This is a genomic window from Enterococcus sp. NBRC 3427 (genome assembly GCF_007996925.1).
GTDB lineage: Bacteria > Bacillota > Bacilli > Lactobacillales > Enterococcaceae > Enterococcus_B > Enterococcus_B lactis.
In genome coordinates this window covers 18190-36081 of the sequence record NZ_BJLL01000013.1, presented here as the reverse complement: position 1 = coordinate 36081, position 17892 = coordinate 18190, and the positions used below count along the sequence as shown (strand labels likewise).

The window sequence follows — 17892 nt, the reverse complement described above, 5'->3', positions numbered from 1 at the left end:
ATTTTACCGTTTGAAAGAAAAGGGGAAAAGAAATGGAACTAAACCGAATGATCGACCATACTATTTTGAAAGCAGACGCATCTAAAGAAGCTGTGATGCAAATTATCGAAGAAGCGAAAAAATATCATTTTTACTCTGTCTGCATCAATCCAGCATGGGTTGCGCTAGCAAAAGAACAATTACAAGGTGAACCAGTAGCCGTATGTACAGTGATCGGGTTTCCTTTAGGAGCAAACACATCCGAGACAAAAGCATTTGAAACGACAGATGCCATCAATAACGGTGCAGATGAAGTCGATATGGTCATCAATATCGGTGCGTTGAAATCAAAAGATGATCAAAAAGTTCAAAAAGATATCGAAGCAGTTGTTGAAGCAGCAAAAGATCGTGCACTTGTCAAAGTGATCATCGAAACATCTTTATTAGATAGAGAAGAAATCATCCGAGCATGCGAATTAGCAAAAGCTGCAGGCGCTGATTTTGTCAAAACATCAACTGGTTTCTCAACGGGTGGTGCAAAGGTAGAGGATGTCCGCTTGATGCGTGAAACGGTAGGACCTGAAATGGGCGTCAAAGCTTCTGGCGGTATCCATAACGAAGAAGAAGCAATGGCAATGATCGAAGCGGGTGCTACAAGAATCGGAACAAGCGCAGGAGTAGCAATCGTATCTGGTTCAACTGGCGAAAGCTATTAATTTTCAAAGGAGAAACTCATGGCAGAACTCAAACAAGAATGGATCAACACAGCTATTGAAGCGTTAGATAAAGCATACGTTCCTTATTCCCATTTTCCGGTAGGTGCTTGTCTCGTAACAGAATCAGGCAAGATTTATCAAGGAATCAACATCGAGAATGCATCATTTGGATTAACGAATTGTGCTGAGCGCACAGCTTTCTTCAAAGCCGTATCAGAAGGAGAAAGATCGTTTACCCATTTAGTCGTAGCAGGGCACACCCCTGATCCTATTTCTCCATGTGGGGCATGTCGGCAAGTAATGGCAGAGTTCTGCGCCCCTGATATGCCGGTTACGCTTGTGGGAGACGATGGTGTGACGAAGGCAACGACCGTTCGAGAACTACTGCCTTATGCATTTACTGAAAAAGATCTATAACTCATGTTCATTCAGTCAGCTGACTGTTGAAAAATAAAACAATTATTTTAGGAGGCTTTACAGAAATGAAAAAAGCAAAATTATTTGGTTTAGGTGCTGTCGCACTAGCAGCAGGGTTATTTTTAGGTGCATGCGGCAACAACGGCTCTACTGATTCATCCGGTGGCAAAAGCTCATCAGACGCAACAACTGCAGCATTGATCACAGATACAGGTGGTGTAGACGACCGTTCATTCAACCAGTCAGCTTGGGAAGGATTACAAAAATGGGGGAAAGATCAAGGTCTTTCACGAGGCAATGATGGCTTCCAATACTTCCAATCTTCAAACGAATCAGATTATATCCCAAATATCGACCAAGCATTGAATGCTGGATTCAAAACGATTTTTGGTATTGGTTACAAACTAAAACCAGCGATCCAAGAACAAGCAACAAACAATACAGGTACGAACTTCGTTATCATCGATGATGTGATTGACGGATTAGATAACGTTGTATCTGCAACATTCAAAGACAACGAAGCTTCTTATCTTGCAGGGATTGCAGCAGCTTACACGACTGAAACGAACGTAGTCGGCTTTATCGGCGGCGTAAAAGGTGAAGTAATCGATCGTTTTGATGCTGGATTCAAAGCCGGCGTTGATGCAGGTGCGAAAGAACTAGGAAAAGAAATCAAAGTATTGAACCAATATGCTGGTGACTTCTCTGCTCCAGATAAAGGACGTTCAATTGCTCAAGGTATGTATGCACAAAATGCAGATATCATCTTCCATGCTTCAGGTGGTACAGGTAACGGTGTATTCCAAGAAGCAAAATCATTGAACGAATCAGGCGACAAAAAAGTTTGGGTTATCGGTGTTGACCGCGACCAATCAGACGAAGGCGAATACACATTGAACGGCGAAAAGAAAAACTTCACATTGACATCTACACTGAAAGCAGTTGGAACAGTAGTGGAAGATTTGGCACAAAAATCAGCTGACGGTAAATTCCCTGGTGGTGAACACACTGTTTATGGATTGAAAGAAGACGGTGTTGGTCTAACAGAAGGACAACTTTCTGACGAAGCGAAAAAAGCAGTGGATGAAGCAAAAGAAAAAATCATTTCAGGTGACGTAAAAGTTCCAGAAACTCCTGAAGAAAACTAAAACCATTTCTATAGCCTTGTTAGACACATGTTTGACAAGGCTATGGTTTGATTAGAACAAGAATTGTTCATTTATCCAAGCTGCCTTGAGACAGTTTGGATAAGGGAACAACTCCCTGAAGTAATGTTTGTTTCAAAAGAAGAACGCTCACTAAGCGTGAATCTTAGTCAATCGTTGCCCTAGATAGAAATCGTTAGGATGTGAAAAAAAGGTGGTTCAAGAAAATATTGTCATAGAAATGCAGAATATTACCAAAGAATTTGGAACATTCAAGGCAAATGACAACATCAATTTACAAGTAAAGTCAGGAGAGATTCATGCGTTGCTTGGAGAAAACGGTGCTGGCAAATCTACATTGATGAACGTGCTTTCCGGATTATTAGAGCCGACATCAGGGAAAATTTTGATGCGTGGGAAAGAAGTACAGATCACAAGCCCGACAAAAGCCAATCAATTAGGGATTGGGATGGTCCATCAGCACTTTATGCTTGTTGATGCCTTTACTGTAACAGAAAACATCGTGTTGGGAAGCGAACCTAGTCGTGCAGGGATGCTTGACCATAAAAAAGCGCGAAAAGAGATCCAAAAAGTTTCTGAACAATATGGATTATCAGTCAACCCAGATGCTTATGTTCGTGATATTTCAGTTGGGATGGAACAACGGGTAGAAATTTTAAAAACACTTTACCGAGGAGCAGATGTACTGATTTTTGATGAGCCGACAGCTGTATTGACCCCTCAGGAAATTGATGAATTAATCGTGATCATGAAGGAATTAGTCAAAGAAGGCAAGTCAATCATTTTGATTACGCATAAGTTAGATGAAATCAAAGCAGTAGCTGACCGCTGTACAGTTATCCGCCGTGGAAAAGGAATCGGTACAGTCAACGTTAAAGACGTTACCTCACAGCAATTAGCTGATATGATGGTCGGAAGAACGGTTTCATTCAAAACGATGAAAAAAGAAGCGAAGCCTCAAGAAGTCGTTTTGTCTATTGAAAATCTAGTGGTGAAAGAAAATCGTGGATTAGAAGCCGTGAAAAACCTGAACTTAGAGGTTCGTGCTGGCGAAGTACTTGGTATCGCTGGAATCGATGGAAACGGGCAGTCGGAGTTGATCCAAGCTTTGACTGGTTTGCGAAAGGCAGAAAGCGGACATATCAAGCTAAAAGGGGAAGACATCACCAATAAAAAACCTCGAAAGATCACTGAACATGGTGTAGGACATGTGCCAGAAGACCGTCATAAATACGGGTTAGTCCTAGATATGACATTGTCTGAAAACATTGCCCTGCAAACGTATCATCAAAAACCTTACAGTAAAAACGGTATGCTTAATTATTCAGTGATAAATGAACATGCCAGAGAATTGATCGAAGAATATGATGTTCGAACAACGAATGAACTTGTTCCTGCAAAAGCTTTATCAGGCGGAAATCAGCAAAAAGCAATCATCGCTCGGGAAGTCGACCGAGATCCTGATCTGTTGATCGTTGCAAATCCAACTCGTGGACTGGATGTAGGTGCGATCGAATTTATTCATAAACGTCTGATCGAACAAAGGGACAAATACAAAGCAGTGTTATTGATTAGTTTCGAATTAGAAGAAATTTTAAATGTTTCGGATCGTATTGCTGTTATCCATGAAGGAGAAATCGTCGGGATCGTTGATCCGAAAGAAACATCTGAAAATGAATTAGGTCTATTGATGGCGGGCTATACCTTAGAAGAAGCACGAAAAGAGTTAGAAAAGGGGGCTGGCGCACATGAATGATCGCAGCGAGAAATTCCGTAATTTATTAGTGCCTGTACTTTCAGTTGTTTTAGGATTGATCTTAGGCGCGATATTGATGGCTGCTTTTGGTTTTCAGCCCATCCAAGGTTATTCTTCTATGTTAGATGCAGCTCTTGGTTCGCAAAGAGGAATCGGTGAAACATTAAGGCAAGCAACGCCGTTGATTTTTACAGCATTAGGGTTTTCTGTAGCTAACTCAGCTGGGTTCTTCAATATCGGGCTTTCTGGACAAGCGCTTTGCGGATGGATCGTCAGTGTCTGGGTGGCACTTGCTTTTCCAGATCTTCCAAAAGTCGTTTTGCTTCCATTGTGTGTGATCCTAGGTGCCTTAGCAGGTGCGATGGCAGCGGCTGTTCCTGGGTTGCTACGAGCATTTTTTGGAACAAGTGAAGTGATCGTAACGATCATGATGAACTATATCTTATTATACGTAAGCACATTTGCTTTACATGAAGTGATGCCTGAAAGCTACCGATCAAGTTTGGACTCTTCCAATATGATCAGTCAAAATGCATCGTTGCGGTTACCTTGGTTAACACAAGCTTTTGGCGGCTCTCGCGTAAACTCAGGTTTGTTTTTAGCAATCATCGCGCTTATTTTCGTTTGGCTATTGATGAAGAAAACGACTTTAGGATTTGAGATCCGTTCCGTTGGTTTGAATCCTTTTGCTTCTGAGTATGCAGGGATGAGCAGTAAACGTACGATCGTTTTGTCGATGGTCATTTCTGGCGCTTTGGCAGGGCTTGGCGGTGTGGTTGAAGGATTAGGAACGTATCAAAACTTCTTCGTTCAAACGACCTCGCTATCTATTGGATTTGACGGAATGGCTGTCTCCTTACTTGGATCTGGATCAGCAATCGGTATTCTTTTATCAGCGATTTTGTTCAGTATTTTGAAGATCGGCGGACTTGGCATGCAGACAGGAGCTGGTGTTCCGTTTGAGATCGTCAATGTATCAATTGCTCTGATTATCTTCTTTGTTGGGATCAATTTCTTGATTCGTTTCGTCATGGCTAAGTTCTTCCAAGGAAAAAAACAAGAAGAAATCGTTGCGACAATCGAAGCGAAGCCAACGAATCAAAACCATGAAGGAGGCGAACTATAATGTCGACTATCGAATTAATTGCCTTGATTCTTACTTCAACACTGGTTTATTCAACACCGTTAATTCTAACATCACTAGGCGGAACGTTTTCTGAACGCAGCGGGATCGTAAACGTAGGGTTAGAAGGAATCATGGTCATGGGTGCTTTTAGTTCCATCGTTTTCAACTTGACGATGAGCCCCTCACTTGGTTCCATGACGCCATGGATTGCTATTTTAGTGGGTGGCGTCGTAGGTATCCTATTTTCTTTGATCCACGCAGTAGCAACAGTCAGCTTGCGTGCTGACCATATCATCAGCGGTACAGTGATCAATCTGATGGCACCAGCTTTAGGTGTTTTCTTGATCAAAGCATGGTATGGGAAAGGTCAAACAGATAACATCACGCAGAATCTGGGATATTTCTCTTTCCCAGGTTTAGCAGATATTCCGGTCATTGGACCAATTTTCTTCAAAAATACATTCTTGCCTGCTTATTGTGCAATTTTGATTGCTGTCATTGCTTGGGTGATCATCTTCAAGACGAAATTCGGCTTACGCCTCCGTTCAGTTGGTGAAAACCCTCAAGCTGCCGATACATTAGGTATCAATGTATATGCTATGCGTTATTCAGGCGTGCTGATTTCAGGTTTGTTAGGCGGTATGGGCGGTGCTGTTTTTGCTCAGTCGATTTCCGGTAACTTTTCAGCTGGTACGATCGTCGGACAAGGGTTCATCTCTATGGCTGCTATGATTTTTGGTAAATGGAATCCTTTAGGCGCAATGGGTGCCTCACTGTTCTTTGGTTTTGCACAAAGCTTGAGTATCATCGGTGCACAATTACCAGTTATTTCTTCGATTCCACCAGTATTGCTGCAAATTGCTCCATATTTGCTGACAATCATTGTGTTGGTTGTTTTCTTAGGGAAAGCTTCTGGACCAAAAGCAAACGGGAAGAACTATATCAAATCAAAATAATCTTTTAGCGAATAAAAAGGGTGGGTTACGGGAAGTGTTTTTCGTCTCGCCCTTTTTGTTTTAAAGGTAATAAAAATAAAAAGAAAGAAGGAATAATCATGTTTAAACGCGTACATCTGATCGTCATGGATTCAGTAGGAATTGGAGAAGCACCAGATGCCGAGAAGTTCGGTGACGTTGGTTCTGATACATTAGGACACATTGCAAAAGAAGCAGGATTGAACATTCCGCATTTAGAGCAGCTTGGTTTGGGAACGATTCGTCCTCTTGAAGGTGTGGAATCAGTGAAAGATCATCAAGGCTATGCGACGAAATTAGAAGAAGTTTCTGTAGGGAAAGATACGATGACAGGCCATTGGGAAATCATGGGATTGAATATCAAGACGCCGTTTCGTGTGTTTCCGAACGGATTCCCTGATGATCTGATCAAACAAATCGAAGAGTTTTCTGGCCGTAAAGTCGTATGCAACAAACCATATAGCGGAACGGCTGTGATTGACGATTACGGTGAACACCAAATGAAAACAGGCGATTTAATCGTATATACTTCTGCCGATCCTGTCCTTCAGATCGCGGCACATGAAGAAATCATTCCTTTAGAAGAACTATACCGGATTTGCCAATTCGTTCGTGATATAACAAAAGATGACCCGTACATGATCGGTCGAATCATTGCACGTCCATATGTGGGAGAACCAGGAGACTTCACACGAACAAGCAATCGTCATGATTATGCGTTGGATCCATTCGGACACACCGTCCTCGATTCTTTGAAAGAAGCAGGAAAAGACGTGATTGCTGTTGGAAAGATCAACGATATTTTCAATGGACAAGGAATCACTGAATCTGTCCGCACGAAAAGTAATATGGATGGCGTCGACCAGTTGCTGAACGTTATGAAAAAAGAGTTTACAGGTATCAGCTTTACCAATTTAGTAGATTTTGATGCATTATACGGTCATCGCCGGGATGTAGTCGGTTATGCGCATGCGATTGAAGAATTTGACTTGCGGATCCCAGAACTGCTTGAAGCTATGGAAGAAGACGACTTGCTAATGATTACAGCCGATCACGGAAACGATCCGACATTTACTGGTACCGATCATACGCGAGAATATGTACCGTTATTGGTTTACAGTAAAAAAATGAAAGAACAAGGGGCGTTGCCTCAAGGATATTATTCCGATATCTCTGCAACGATTGCTGAGAACTTTAGTGTTTCTTCGACTGAAAATGGCGAAAGCTTCTTAAAATTATTAAAATAATCTTTTTAAAATAGGAGAAAGCAAATGACCAAGTTAAGCGAGATGTTACAAGAAACGACCCAGTTTATCCTTGATAAAGGAGTAAAAGAAATTGATTTTGGTTTGATCCTAGGTTCAGGATTAGGTGAATTAGCAGATGAAATCGAAGATGCTGTAATGATTTCTTATGATGAGATCCCGTTCTTTCCTGTTTCGACAGTAGTTGGACATGCAGGACAGCTAGTTTACGGATCTCTAGCAGGCAAGAAAGTGTTAGCCATGCAAGGAAGATTCCACTACTATGAAGGTCATTCCATGCAAACAGTGACCTATCCAGTACGTGTGATGGCCGGACTAGGTGCCCATTCAGTCATTGTGACCAACGCATGTGGCGGTGTCAATGAATCCTTCGTACCAGGAGATTTGATGCTGATTACCGATCACATCAATTTTACTGGTGAAAATCCTTTGATCGGCCCGAATGAAGATGAAATGGGTCCTAGATTCCCAGATATGAGTCAAGCTTATACGCCTGACTATCAAACAACAGCAAAAGCAGCAGCAGAAAAACTAGGTTTGGATCTTAAAGAAGGCGTATATATGGGCTACTCTGGACCAACTTATGAAACGCCTGCTGAGATTCGGATGTCTCGGACAATAGGAGCCGATGCAGTAGGGATGTCGACTGTTCCAGAAGTCATCGTAGCAGCTCACAGCGGATTAAAAGTGTTAGGAATCTCTTGTATTACCAACTTAGCAGCAGGCATGCAAGCGAATCTGAGCCATGAAGAAGTTGTAGAAACAACTCAGAGAGTCAAACAATCTTTTAAAGCATTGGTTAAAGAAACATTGACACTATTGTAATAGGAGGAACAATAAAATGAGTGTGCATATCGAAGCGAAAGAAGGCGAGATCGCCGATAAGATTTTACTTCCGGGAGACCCTTTGCGAGCTAAATATATTGCGGAGACTTTTTTAGAAGAACCAGTTTGTTACAATCAGGTCCGCGGCATGTTAGGCTTTACCGGCAAATATAAAGGAGAACGTATTTCTGTTCAAGGAACAGGGATGGGGATGCCATCAGCCACTATCTATGCCCATGAATTGATCCAGTCATATGGCGTAAAGAAATTGATCCGAGTAGGTACATGCGGGGCATTGTCAAAAGATGTCCATGTTCGTGATTTGGTACTAGCGCAAGGCGCAGCGACTAGCTCTTCGATGATCGAAAAAAATTTCCAAGCCTTTCATTTTCCACCGATCAGTGATTTCAATCTATTACTGAAAGCATATGAGATAGCTAAAGAAAAAGGCTATACGGTTCATGTAGGAAATGTCCTTTCGGAAGATTCTTTCTACAAAGATGATTTGACAGAGACATTCCAATTAGCTGAACTTGGCGTCTTAGGAGTGGAAATGGAAGCAGCGGCTCTTTATTACTTAGGCGCGAAATACCATGTGCAGACATTAAGTTTGATGACCGTTAGCGACCATTTGATTACTGGGGAAGAAACAACAGCTGCAGAACGTCAATCGACGTTCAATGAAATGATCGAAGTAGGATTGGAAACGGCGATTCAATGGTAAAGTAATAGCTAAATAGCAAGAAAGTGTGACTGCCTAAACTTCTATTAATAGAAATTTGGCAGTCACATTTTTTTGCAGAAACTGTCTCACATAACCTGAAATCAATGACAACCGTTGCTTCAGTTACTTCGAGAGTCCTCCTAAAGTCAACCATTTGAATGTCTAAAATGTGAATCGACATCCCTTTTAAATTGCAGACGAATGGCACAATCTTAATCAAATAAAAAAGAACAGAAAGAAGCAAGTTACGCTCTTTCTGTTCCGAACTAGGCCACCAACAGGATGTGACAAATGAGTCATCTCCTGTTGGTGGCTTCGTCTAGATGAATACCTTAATCATTCAATTGCTCATGTGATGATGCTTGAAGAATGAAAAATTCAACTTAAATCAAGTCTGCATCAATAATAAGTGTTTCGAATAATACAGCGTGCTCAAGTGAGGTGCCTGATCCAGGACGTCCTGGTAGGCGATATACTTCTACTCGCTGTCCTGCTTTTCCAGGAATTCCGTGACGTATTTGAATATTACCATCAACTATTCTTGGAATGCTATAGTATGCTGTGCCGTCAAATGTTCCAAAACGATATCTTCCATCAATGTAAACGACCCATCTGTCTTGATTATTGTGAAAAAGTTCAGGTGTCAATGTTAAATAAGCAAATGCTTGAGAGCCTTCTCGCCCTACAGACAACATGTTTGTTTCTGTTACGCCTGTTTCCACTTGGATATTGTCATATTTCGCCCAACCATTCCATGTAGAAGCAAATCGTATAAGGTATGTATTTTCATCGTCTGGAGTCGTAAAAGTAAGTTTGCTACGTTCCCAGTTCTCATTCTTATGTTCACTACTCTCTAATACATCAAAACCGACATCATGATTCATGATCCCTAATTCAACACGTCCTGGTGCTGATTCGCTTGCTGCAACATCATAACTAAATGTATACGTGGTACTTGGTTTTAATGTCACGTATTGATGAACATTTTCACCATTTTTTGCTAAAGCAAAGTTATTTCCATTAACGGTTTGAAGTGTGGGATTATTTGGCTCTTGGCCACTAGTGATCCAATGATCAAACCCGTCATTAAAGTCACCATTATGGATATACAATTGTTGCTCAATGGCCTGTTTACTTGTACTAACGAAGTCAGTTGTTGATAGACTTGTTGCGAATGTCGAAACGGATCCTCCTAAACTCAAAAATACCATACCTGCTGCCATCACTGTTTTTAAATTACTTTTGATCATCTTGTATCTCCTCACTCTATATTTTTATTTTTTGATTTTGTTTGTAAGATGCAGCCGTGTAGTCTGTCTGTATCTCACAAATTAATCATAACCGAGAAAATAGCGGTCGTGTAAACACTTTTTTCTATATAACATTTATTATTAGAAAAAAATGATAAAAAAATAGTTTTATGAGGTTGACTTTTATCTAAACTTCATTTATTAGCAACATAAGAAAAGATGGAGAGTTGTGGTGATAGCTCATACAAATGAAAACTTCCTCTTAGAAACAGGATAAAAGAATGAAATTTAAATAAGTTTCTACAAAAAATGTTCGCTCCACATCTGAATGATTGTCAGACATTCTTTTTTCTCTCAATGCTACGCCTTCTCTCTTCATTTTTTGTTTATTCAAACAGTACTTACTATTATAATCATATAGTTATTATGTAAATTGATGTCATTCGCATTAGATAGCCAAGACTACCGTCTTCCAATATCTAAAAAAACAGCCCCTTCATCTCTTACAATAATAGGAGGTGAGAGGGCTGTCTTATTTACAATAGAGTATCTATTATAGGTAGTATTTTTTAGCCACTGTTAAGTCATCATTTAATTCATAAACAAGTGGTTGACCTGTTGGGATTTCAAGATCCATGATGTCTTCGTCAGAGATACCTTCGATATGTTTAGCTAGAGCGCGTAATGAGTTACCGTGTGCAGCTACTAAAACAGTTTTGTTGTCTAGTAATGCTGGAGCAATTTCATCTTGCCAGAATGGCAAAGCACGTTCTAATGTCACTTTCAAGTTTTCGCCACCAGGAATATCGCGTTTGTCTAACATTGCGTAACGACGGTCGTTTGCTGCAGAACCTTCGTCAGTTTCTTCCATTAATGGAGGAAGAGTATCGTAAGAACGACGCCAGATGTGTACTTGTTCGTCGCCGTATTTTTCAGCTGTTTCTTTTTTGTTCAAACCTTGTAATTTACCATAGTGACGTTCGTTCAAGCGCCATGATTTGATTTGTGGTACCCAAAGTTGATCTGAATATTCTAAGATCAAGTTACATGTTTTGATTGCACGAGTTAAAACAGAAGTATAGGCAACATCAAATTCGATTCCAGCTTCTTTGATTTTGCGTCCGCCTTCTTTTGCTTCTTCGATTCCTTCTGGTGCTAGGTTTACATCAGCCCAACCAGTAAATTGGTTCAATGCATTCCATTCACTAAGACCGTGACGAGAAAAAACTAATTTTGGCATGTTTAGCTCTCCTTTAAGATAGGTTTATATTTCTGAAAATTTCAGTTCTGTTTTATTGTACAATTTTTTGGAAGAGATTTCCATCGAAAAATTGGATAAGATTCTATGAGAAAACGAGTAGAGAAGATAAAAAAACGAACAGCTGCGAAAGCACTGTTCGTTTTTAGGCATTAGATGCATAATTGCTCGATTTCTTTTTCAGGCAAATTGATATATTTATAACATGTTCCAACTGAAACACCGCATTTTGAAGAAATAAATTGGATTGTTTCTTTTTTTTCATAATAGAGACGTCGGATTTTTTTGATCGTTTTTGCATCGATTTTTGGTCTTCCGCCGATTTTTCCTTTTTTACGAGCTTCATCTAATCCAACTAATGTACGTTCTTTGATCAATGCGCACTCCATGTTTGCCAGGTTTTCCATCAATTGGAAATAGATTTTTCCCATTTCGCGCGTATCGATTCCTTCATCAATGCTAATCAAGTGCAGCCCGCGGTCTTTGAATAATTGCGTAAGTTCTGTTAATTGCCGTGTAGATTTGCCCAATCGATGAAGTTGGCAGACGACTAGTGCATCGCCTTGCTGCATGTCAGCAATCACTGACTCCAAATGAACAGCAGTAGCATCGTTTTGTTCCACTTCATATGTCTCATGGAAAATTTCTTGACAACCAAAGTCAGATAATTGTTCAACCTGAGTTGTTAAATCAACATCATTTATGGTTGTGCGTGCATAACCAATAATTTTCATGGTGATTCCTTTCTAGCAGTGATTTTCTAACTGGATATAACAGTAAAAATGTAGCATAAAGTACGTCAAAAAGATAGTTTTTTCGCAAATTTTCCGCTGTCTTTTTTTATTGGATAATCAAGCAGTTTTTCTTTATTTATGGCGGATGGCATCAAGAATCTCAACACCTTTTTCTGAACCTACCACAACTTTTGAAACCATATTTAGGAAAAGTCCATGTTCGACTACCCCAACAAGTTCATCTAAATAGGTAGCTAAGCTTTCTGGTTGTTCAATAACTTCTAGATGCAGATCAATGATATAATGACCACCATCTGTGGTTAGGACTTCGCCGTTTTCGTCTGTACGCAAAACAGGTTGGAATCCTTTTTCGTCAAAAATATGAAGTAGCTGTTGGGAGCCATAAGGGATGACTTCAACTGGGAGTGGGAACTTCCCAAGTTTATGGACTAATTTAGAAGAATCAACGATCCAAATCGTTTCTTTTGAGTACGTAGCGACTATTTTCTCGAAAAGCAAAGCAGCACCGCCGCCTTTTATCCCTTGAAAATCAGCACTGATTTCATCAGCACCATCTATCGTCAGATCGACTACTGGGACTTCGTCAATACTCTTTAGCGGTATTCCTAATTTTTCCGCCTGTTCTTTTGTCGCATTTGAAGTAGTGACTCCTGTGATACGTAATCCTTCTTCACGCATACGGCGACCAATCTCTTCTACCATATAATAGGCGGTTGAACCGGTCCCGAGACCAACGATCATCCCGTCCTTTACGAATTTCGCGGCTTCAATGCCAGCTAATTGTTTTAAATTCATCTTTGCATCCACCTTTTTTTAATTTGAGCTTCGTGCTTTCCTCACTATTTTAGCGTGCTTTACGGCAAAAAGATACCATTCTTTTTTATTGCAATAAAGCTTTTTCAAAAAAATTTACATCTCTTGTTGACATGTTTTTTCATTCGTGATATTCTAACAAAGGTGCTTTATCTACAGGTTTCTGTGAAGAAACGTGCTGACTGTTTATCAAAGCATATTTGATAAGGATGCAGACATTGCATTTATTTTTTATCGCAAAAAAAGAACCACCTGGATGTGTGGAACTAGACGCAAATCGTGGGAAGGAGGAAACAAGGAATGCCTACAATTAACCAATTAGTACGTAAACCTCGTAAATCAAAGGTGGAAAAATCTAATTCACCTGCTTTGAACAAAGGATATAACAGCTTTAAGAAAACTCAAACTAACGTAAACTCACCTCAAAAACGTGGGGTAGCAACTCGTGTGGGTACAATGACACCTAAAAAACCGAACTCAGCTTTACGTAAATATGCACGTGTTCGTTTGTCAAACTTAATTGAAGTTACTGCTTATATCCCAGGGATTGGTCATAACTTACAAGAACACAGTGTTGTATTATTACGCGGTGGTCGTGTAAAAGACTTACCAGGGGTACGTTACCATATCGTTCGCGGTGCTTTAGATACTGCTGGTGTTAACGACCGTAAACAAAGCCGTTCTAAATACGGAACTAAAAAACCTAAAGCTTAATTTTAATTATTAAACAAATGAAACTTGCTTCTATTATATAGAAGTAATTACTATGAACAATATTTCGGAAGGAGGAGTTACGGATGCCACGTAAAGGTCCTGTTGCAAAACGTGATGTTTTACCAGATCCTATTTATAACTCAAAATTAGTAACTCGCTTGATCAACCGTGTAATGGTTGACGGAAAACGCGGGATTGCAGCTAACATTATCTATAATGCCTTTGACTTGATCAAAGAATCTACAGGTAACGATCCATTAGAAGTGTTTGAACAAGCAATGAAAAACGTTCAACCTGTTCTTGAAGTTAAAGCACGTCGTGTTGGGGGTTCAAACTACCAAGTACCAGTTGAAGTTCGCCCTGAACGCCGCGTTACTCTAGGTCTTCGTTGGGTAGTAAACTACGCTCGCTTGCGCGGTGAACACACAATGGAAGAACGCTTAGCAAAAGAAATCATGGATGCTGCAAACAACACAGGTGCTTCTGTTAAAAAACGTGAAGACACTCATAAAATGGCTGATGCCAACCGTGCGTTTGCTCACTATCGCTGGTAAGATTCTCTCTGTTTGGTCGGCTTTTATAAGCCGACCTCAGATAGTGTCCTTATTTTTAGCAACTAGATAGTAAAGAGAGGAGAAACAAGGAGAATGACCAGAGAATTTTCTTTACACAACACTCGTAATATCGGTATCATGGCCCACATCGATGCTGGTAAAACGACTGCTACTGAACGTATCTTGTACTATACTGGTAAAATCCATAAAATTGGTGAAACTCATGAAGGAGCTTCACAAATGGACTGGATGGAACAAGAACAAGAACGTGGGATTACGATCACTTCTGCTGCTACTACAGCACAATGGAAGGGTCACCGAATCAACATCATCGACACACCAGGACACGTAGACTTCACAGTTGAAGTTGAACGTTCATTGCGTGTACTTGATGGTGCTGTAACTGTTCTTGATGCACAATCAGGTGTTGAACCTCAAACTGAAACAGTTTGGCGTCAAGCAACAACTTACGGTGTACCTCGTATCGTATTTGCAAACAAAATGGATAAGATCGGTGCTGACTTCTTATATTCAGTATCAACTTTACATGACCGTTTGCAAGCAAACGCTCACCCAATCCAATTACCAATTGGTGCGGAAGACGACTTTACAGGAATTATTGACCTTGTAACAATGAAGGCTGAAATGTATACAAACGATCTTGGAACAGAGATCGAAGAAACAGAAATTCCTGAAGAATACCGCGAATTAGCTGAAGAATGGCGCGAAAAATTGGTTGAAGCTGTAGCTGAAACTGATGAAGAACTTACTTTGAAATACTTAGAAGGTGAAGAAATCACTGAAGCTGAGTTAAAAGAAGGTATCCGCCGCGCAACAGTTAACGTAGAATTCTACCCAGTACTATGTGGTTCAGCATTTAAGAACAAAGGGGTTCAATTACTATTGGACGCTGTTCTTGATTACTTGCCATCACCGTTAGATATCCCAGCTATCAAAGGGATTGACCCTAAAACTGATGAAGAAGTAGAACGTCCTGCAGACGACAGCGCTCCTTTCTCAGCTTTAGCATTTAAAGTTATGACTGACCCATTCGTAGGTCGTTTAACTTTCTTCCGTGTGTACTCTGGTGTTTTAAAATCAGGTTCATACGTACAAAACGCAACAAAAGGCAAACGCGAACGTGTTGGTCGTATCCTACAGATGCATGCCAACTCTCGTTCAGAAATCTCTGAAGTTTACGCTGGAGATATCGCTGCTGCTGTTGGTTTGAAAGACACAACTACTGGGGACACACTATGTGATGAAAAGAATCTAGTTATTCTTGAATCAATGGAATTCCCAGAACCAGTTATCCAAGTCGCTATTGAACCTAAATCAAAAGCTGACCAAGATAAAATGGGTGTGGCTTTACAAAAACTATCTGAAGAAGATCCTACTTTCCGTGCTGAAACAAACGTGGAAACAGGCGAAACAATCATCGCTGGTATGGGTGAACTTCACTTAGATATCATCGTTGACCGTATGCGTCGTGAATTCAAAGTTGAAGCTAACGTAGGTGCGCCTCAAGTATCTTACCGTGAAACTTTCCGTGCTGGCACTCAAGCCGAAGGTAAGTTTGTACGTCAGTCTGGTGGTAAAGGTCAATACGGTCACGTATGGATCGAATTTACACCAAACGAAGAAGGTGCTGGTTTCGAATTTGAAAATGCGATCGTTGGTGGGGTTGTTCCTCGTGAATACATTCCAGCTGTTGAAACTGGTTTGAAAGATGCTATGGAAAATGGTGTCTTAGCTGGCTATCCATTAGTAGATATCAAAGCTAAACTTTACGATGGTTCATACCATGATGTCGATTCAAATGAAACTGCCTTCCGTGTTGCTGCTTCTATGGCATTACGTGCAGCAGCTAAGAAAGCTAATCCAGTAATCCTTGAACCAATCATGGCTGTAGAAGTTGTTATCCCTGAAGATTACTTAGGTGATGTTATGGGTCACGTAACTGCTCGTCGTGGACGTGTTGAAGGTATGGAAGCTCGCGCTGGCGGCCAACAAGTTGTTCGTGCGATGGTTCCACTTGCTGAAATGTTTGGTTATGCTACAACTCTTCGTTCTGCTACTCAAGGTCGTGGTACATTTACAATGACATTTGACCACTACGAAGATGTACCAAAATCAGTACAAGAAGAAATCATTAAGAAAAACGGCGGAAAAGCTGAATAATTTCTTAAAACCGGATAGTCCTGCAAAGAGATTATCCAAAGAGACTATATTTTTAATATAGTTTCGTGTAAAATAATTATCGATGATATGGGCATGTGGTGTACCTCGTGTACATCATATACCTATCAGACAAATAAAAAATATATTGTATTTTTAGGAGGACATTTTAAAATGGCAAAAGAAAAATTTGACCGTTCTAAACCACACGTTAACATTGGTACTATCGGACACGTTGACCATGGTAAAACTACATTAACAGCTGCAATCACAACTGTACTATCTAAGAAAAACGGCGGCCAAGCTATGGCTTACGATCAAATCGATGGTGCTCCAGAAGAACGCGAACGCGGAATCACAATCTCAACAGCTCACGTTGAGTACGAAACTGACGCACGTCACTATGCTCACGTTGACTGCCCAGGACACGCGGACTACGTTAAAAACATGATCACTGGTGCTGCTCAAATGGACGGAGCTATCTTGGTAGTTTCTGCTGCTGATGGCCCTATGCCTCAAACTCGTGAACACATCCTATTGTCTCGTCAAGTTGGTGTTCCTTACATCGTTGTATTCTTGAACAAAGTAGACATGGTTGATGACGAAGAATTACTAGAATTAGTTGAAATGGAAGTTCGTGACCTATTAACAGAATACGAATTCCCTGGTGACGATGTTCCTGTAGTTGCTGGTTCAGCTTTGAAAGCTCTAGAAGGCGACGCTTCATACGAAGAAAAAATTCTTGAATTAATGGCTGCAGTTGACGAATACATCCCAACTCCAGAACGTGAAAACGACAAACCATTCATGATGCCAGTTGAAGACGTGTTCTCAATTACTGGTCGTGGTACTGTTGCTACAGGTCGTGTGGAACGTGGACAAGTTCGCGTTGGTGACGAAGTTGAAGTTGTTGGTATTTCTGAAGAAACTTCAAAAACAACAGTTACTGGTGTTGAAATGTTCCGTAAATTGTTAGACTACGCTGAAGCTGGAGACAACATTGGTGCTTTACTACGTGGTGTTGCACGTGAAGACATCCAACGTGGACAAGTTTTGGCTAAACCAGGTACAATCACACCTCATACAAAATTCTCTGCAGAAGTATACGTGTTGACAAAAGAAGAAGGTGGACGTCACACTCCATTCTTCACTAACTACCGTCCACAATTCTACTTCCGTACAACTGACGTAACAGGTGTTGTTGAATTACCAGAAGGAACTGAAATGGTTATGCCTGGCGACAACGTAACAATGGAAGTTGAATTAATCCACCCAATCGCTATCGAAAACGGTACTAAATTCTCAATCCGTGAAGGCGGACGTACAGTTGGTGCCGGTGTCGTTACAGAAATCAAAGCTTAATTGAATTAAGCAAAACTAAGCAACATTTATTCGGACGTAATCGCTCGGAATGAAGATCTC

17 protein-coding genes are annotated in these 17892 nt (G+C 40.6%); 13 read left to right on the top strand and 4 right to left on the bottom strand.

Annotation, left to right across the window (positions count from 1 at the left end):
• Positions 1-32: 32 nt before the first annotated feature.
• The 9 genes from deoC (at position 33) to deoD (ending at position 8948) form a co-directional block, all read left to right on the top strand.
• On the top strand, positions 33-695 hold the full coding sequence (gene deoC, locus ESP02_RS04895; protein ID WP_002373136.1) for a deoxyribose-phosphate aldolase: 663 nt from the start codon (positions 33-35) through the stop codon (positions 693-695).
• An 18-nt stretch (positions 696-713) separates the two neighbouring features.
• Positions 714-1112, top strand: coding sequence for a cytidine deaminase (locus ESP02_RS04890; protein ID WP_002373137.1), 399 nt, complete (start codon positions 714-716; stop codon positions 1110-1112).
• A gap of 65 nt (positions 1113-1177) precedes the next feature.
• Complete coding sequence (locus ESP02_RS04885) at positions 1178-2260, top strand: BMP family protein (protein WP_010731713.1); 1083 nt, start codon at positions 1178-1180, stop codon at positions 2258-2260.
• A 211-nt stretch (positions 2261-2471) separates the two neighbouring features.
• On the top strand, positions 2472-4034 hold the full coding sequence (locus ESP02_RS04880; RefSeq protein ID WP_002373139.1) for an ABC transporter ATP-binding protein: 1563 nt from the start codon (positions 2472-2474) through the stop codon (positions 4032-4034).
• Positions 4027-5160, top strand: a complete 1134-nt coding sequence (locus ESP02_RS04875; RefSeq protein WP_002291115.1) for an ABC transporter permease — start codon at positions 4027-4029, stop codon at positions 5158-5160. Before ESP02_RS04880 ends, ESP02_RS04875 begins: the two co-directional genes overlap by 8 nt.
• Positions 5160-6116, top strand: coding sequence for an ABC transporter permease (locus ESP02_RS04870; RefSeq protein WP_002309847.1), 957 nt, complete (start codon positions 5160-5162; stop codon positions 6114-6116). Before ESP02_RS04875 ends, ESP02_RS04870 begins: the two co-directional genes overlap by 1 nt.
• A 98-nt stretch (positions 6117-6214) precedes the next feature.
• Positions 6215-7381 carry a phosphopentomutase gene (gene deoB, locus ESP02_RS04865; RefSeq protein ID WP_025478380.1) on the top strand — a complete coding sequence of 389 codons (1167 nt, stop codon included), beginning with the start codon at positions 6215-6217 and terminating at the stop codon, positions 7379-7381.
• Positions 7382-7405: 24 nt separating this feature from the next.
• On the top strand, positions 7406-8224 hold the full coding sequence (locus ESP02_RS04860) for a purine-nucleoside phosphorylase (RefSeq protein ID WP_002373143.1): 819 nt from the start codon (positions 7406-7408) through the stop codon (positions 8222-8224).
• 16 nt (positions 8225-8240) lie between these two features.
• Complete coding sequence (gene deoD / locus ESP02_RS04855; protein WP_002373144.1) at positions 8241-8948, top strand: purine-nucleoside phosphorylase; 708 nt, start codon at positions 8241-8243, stop codon at positions 8946-8948.
• A 383-nt stretch (positions 8949-9331) separates the two neighbouring features.
• Here deoD and ESP02_RS04845 read toward each other — a convergent pair whose 3' ends face one another.
• The 4 genes from ESP02_RS04845 to rpiA form a co-directional block, all read right to left on the bottom strand.
• Entirely contained in the window at positions 9332-10198 is an 867-nt protein-coding gene (locus tag ESP02_RS04845) for a carbohydrate binding domain-containing protein (RefSeq protein ID WP_002373145.1), read from the bottom strand.
• A 553-nt stretch (positions 10199-10751) separates the two neighbouring features.
• Positions 10752-11438, bottom strand: coding sequence for a 2,3-diphosphoglycerate-dependent phosphoglycerate mutase (gene gpmA / locus ESP02_RS04840; RefSeq protein ID WP_002294321.1), 687 nt, complete (start codon positions 11436-11438; stop codon positions 10752-10754).
• 170 nt (positions 11439-11608) lie between these two features.
• Positions 11609-12190: a recombinase family protein gene (locus ESP02_RS04835; RefSeq protein WP_002290435.1), complete on the bottom strand. Its 582-nt coding sequence runs from the start codon at positions 12188-12190 to the stop codon at positions 11609-11611.
• Positions 12191-12322: 132 nt separating this feature from the next.
• Positions 12323-13006 carry a ribose-5-phosphate isomerase RpiA gene (gene rpiA, locus ESP02_RS04830; RefSeq protein ID WP_002309842.1) on the bottom strand — a complete coding sequence of 228 codons (684 nt, stop codon included), beginning with the start codon at positions 13004-13006 and terminating at the stop codon, positions 12323-12325.
• A 318-nt stretch (positions 13007-13324) separates the two neighbouring features.
• On the opposite strand from rpiA, the gene rpsL reads away from it, so the two are divergent.
• The 4 genes from rpsL (at position 13325) to tuf (ending at position 17832) form a co-directional block, all read left to right on the top strand.
• On the top strand, positions 13325-13738 hold the full coding sequence (gene rpsL, locus ESP02_RS04825; RefSeq protein WP_002294318.1) for a 30S ribosomal protein S12: 414 nt from the start codon (positions 13325-13327) through the stop codon (positions 13736-13738).
• A gap of 83 nt (positions 13739-13821) precedes the next feature.
• Positions 13822-14292 (top strand): 30S ribosomal protein S7, encoded by a 471-nt coding sequence (gene rpsG, locus ESP02_RS04820; RefSeq protein ID WP_002290440.1) that lies wholly within the window; start codon positions 13822-13824, stop codon positions 14290-14292.
• A gap of 93 nt (positions 14293-14385) precedes the next feature.
• Positions 14386-16473: an elongation factor G gene (gene fusA, locus ESP02_RS04815; RefSeq protein WP_010731719.1), complete on the top strand. Its 2088-nt coding sequence runs from the start codon at positions 14386-14388 to the stop codon at positions 16471-16473.
• A gap of 171 nt (positions 16474-16644) precedes the next feature.
• Positions 16645-17832 carry an elongation factor Tu gene (tuf, locus tag ESP02_RS04810; protein WP_002373149.1) on the top strand — a complete coding sequence of 396 codons (1188 nt, stop codon included), beginning with the start codon at positions 16645-16647 and terminating at the stop codon, positions 17830-17832.
• The last annotated feature ends 60 nt before the right edge of the window (positions 17833-17892 follow it).

Excerpts from the sequence above, each read along its gene's own strand:
- rpsG (WP_002290440.1), top strand. The coding sequence starts at position 13,822 with ATGCCACGTAAAGGTCCTGTTGCAAAACGTGATGTTTTACCAGATCCT.
- gpmA (WP_002294321.1), bottom strand. The coding sequence starts at position 11,438 with ATGCCAAAATTAGTTTTTTCTCGTCACGGTCTTAGTGAATGGAATGCA.
- ESP02_RS04890 (WP_002373137.1), top strand. The coding sequence starts at position 714 with ATGGCAGAACTCAAACAAGAATGGATCAACACAGCTATTGAAGCGTTA.
- ESP02_RS04875 (WP_002291115.1), top strand. The coding sequence starts at position 4,027 with ATGAATGATCGCAGCGAGAAATTCCGTAATTTATTAGTGCCTGTACTT.
- ESP02_RS04845 (WP_002373145.1), bottom strand. The coding sequence starts at position 10,198 with ATGATCAAAAGTAATTTAAAAACAGTGATGGCAGCAGGTATGGTATTT.
- deoB (WP_025478380.1), top strand. The coding sequence starts at position 6,215 with ATGTTTAAACGCGTACATCTGATCGTCATGGATTCAGTAGGAATTGGA.
- deoD (WP_002373144.1), top strand. The coding sequence starts at position 8,241 with ATGAGTGTGCATATCGAAGCGAAAGAAGGCGAGATCGCCGATAAGATT.
- fusA (WP_010731719.1), top strand. The coding sequence starts at position 14,386 with ATGACCAGAGAATTTTCTTTACACAACACTCGTAATATCGGTATCATG.
- ESP02_RS04860 (WP_002373143.1), top strand. The coding sequence starts at position 7,406 with ATGACCAAGTTAAGCGAGATGTTACAAGAAACGACCCAGTTTATCCTT.
- deoC (WP_002373136.1), top strand. The coding sequence starts at position 33 with ATGGAACTAAACCGAATGATCGACCATACTATTTTGAAAGCAGACGCA.
- ESP02_RS04870 (WP_002309847.1), top strand. The coding sequence starts at position 5,160 with ATGTCGACTATCGAATTAATTGCCTTGATTCTTACTTCAACACTGGTT.
- rpiA (WP_002309842.1), bottom strand. The coding sequence starts at position 13,006 with ATGAATTTAAAACAATTAGCTGGCATTGAAGCCGCGAAATTCGTAAAG.
- ESP02_RS04885 (WP_010731713.1), top strand. The coding sequence starts at position 1,178 with ATGAAAAAAGCAAAATTATTTGGTTTAGGTGCTGTCGCACTAGCAGCA.
- rpsL (WP_002294318.1), top strand. The coding sequence starts at position 13,325 with ATGCCTACAATTAACCAATTAGTACGTAAACCTCGTAAATCAAAGGTG.
- tuf (WP_002373149.1), top strand. The coding sequence starts at position 16,645 with ATGGCAAAAGAAAAATTTGACCGTTCTAAACCACACGTTAACATTGGT.
- ESP02_RS04835 (WP_002290435.1), bottom strand. The coding sequence starts at position 12,190 with ATGAAAATTATTGGTTATGCACGCACAACCATAAATGATGTTGATTTA.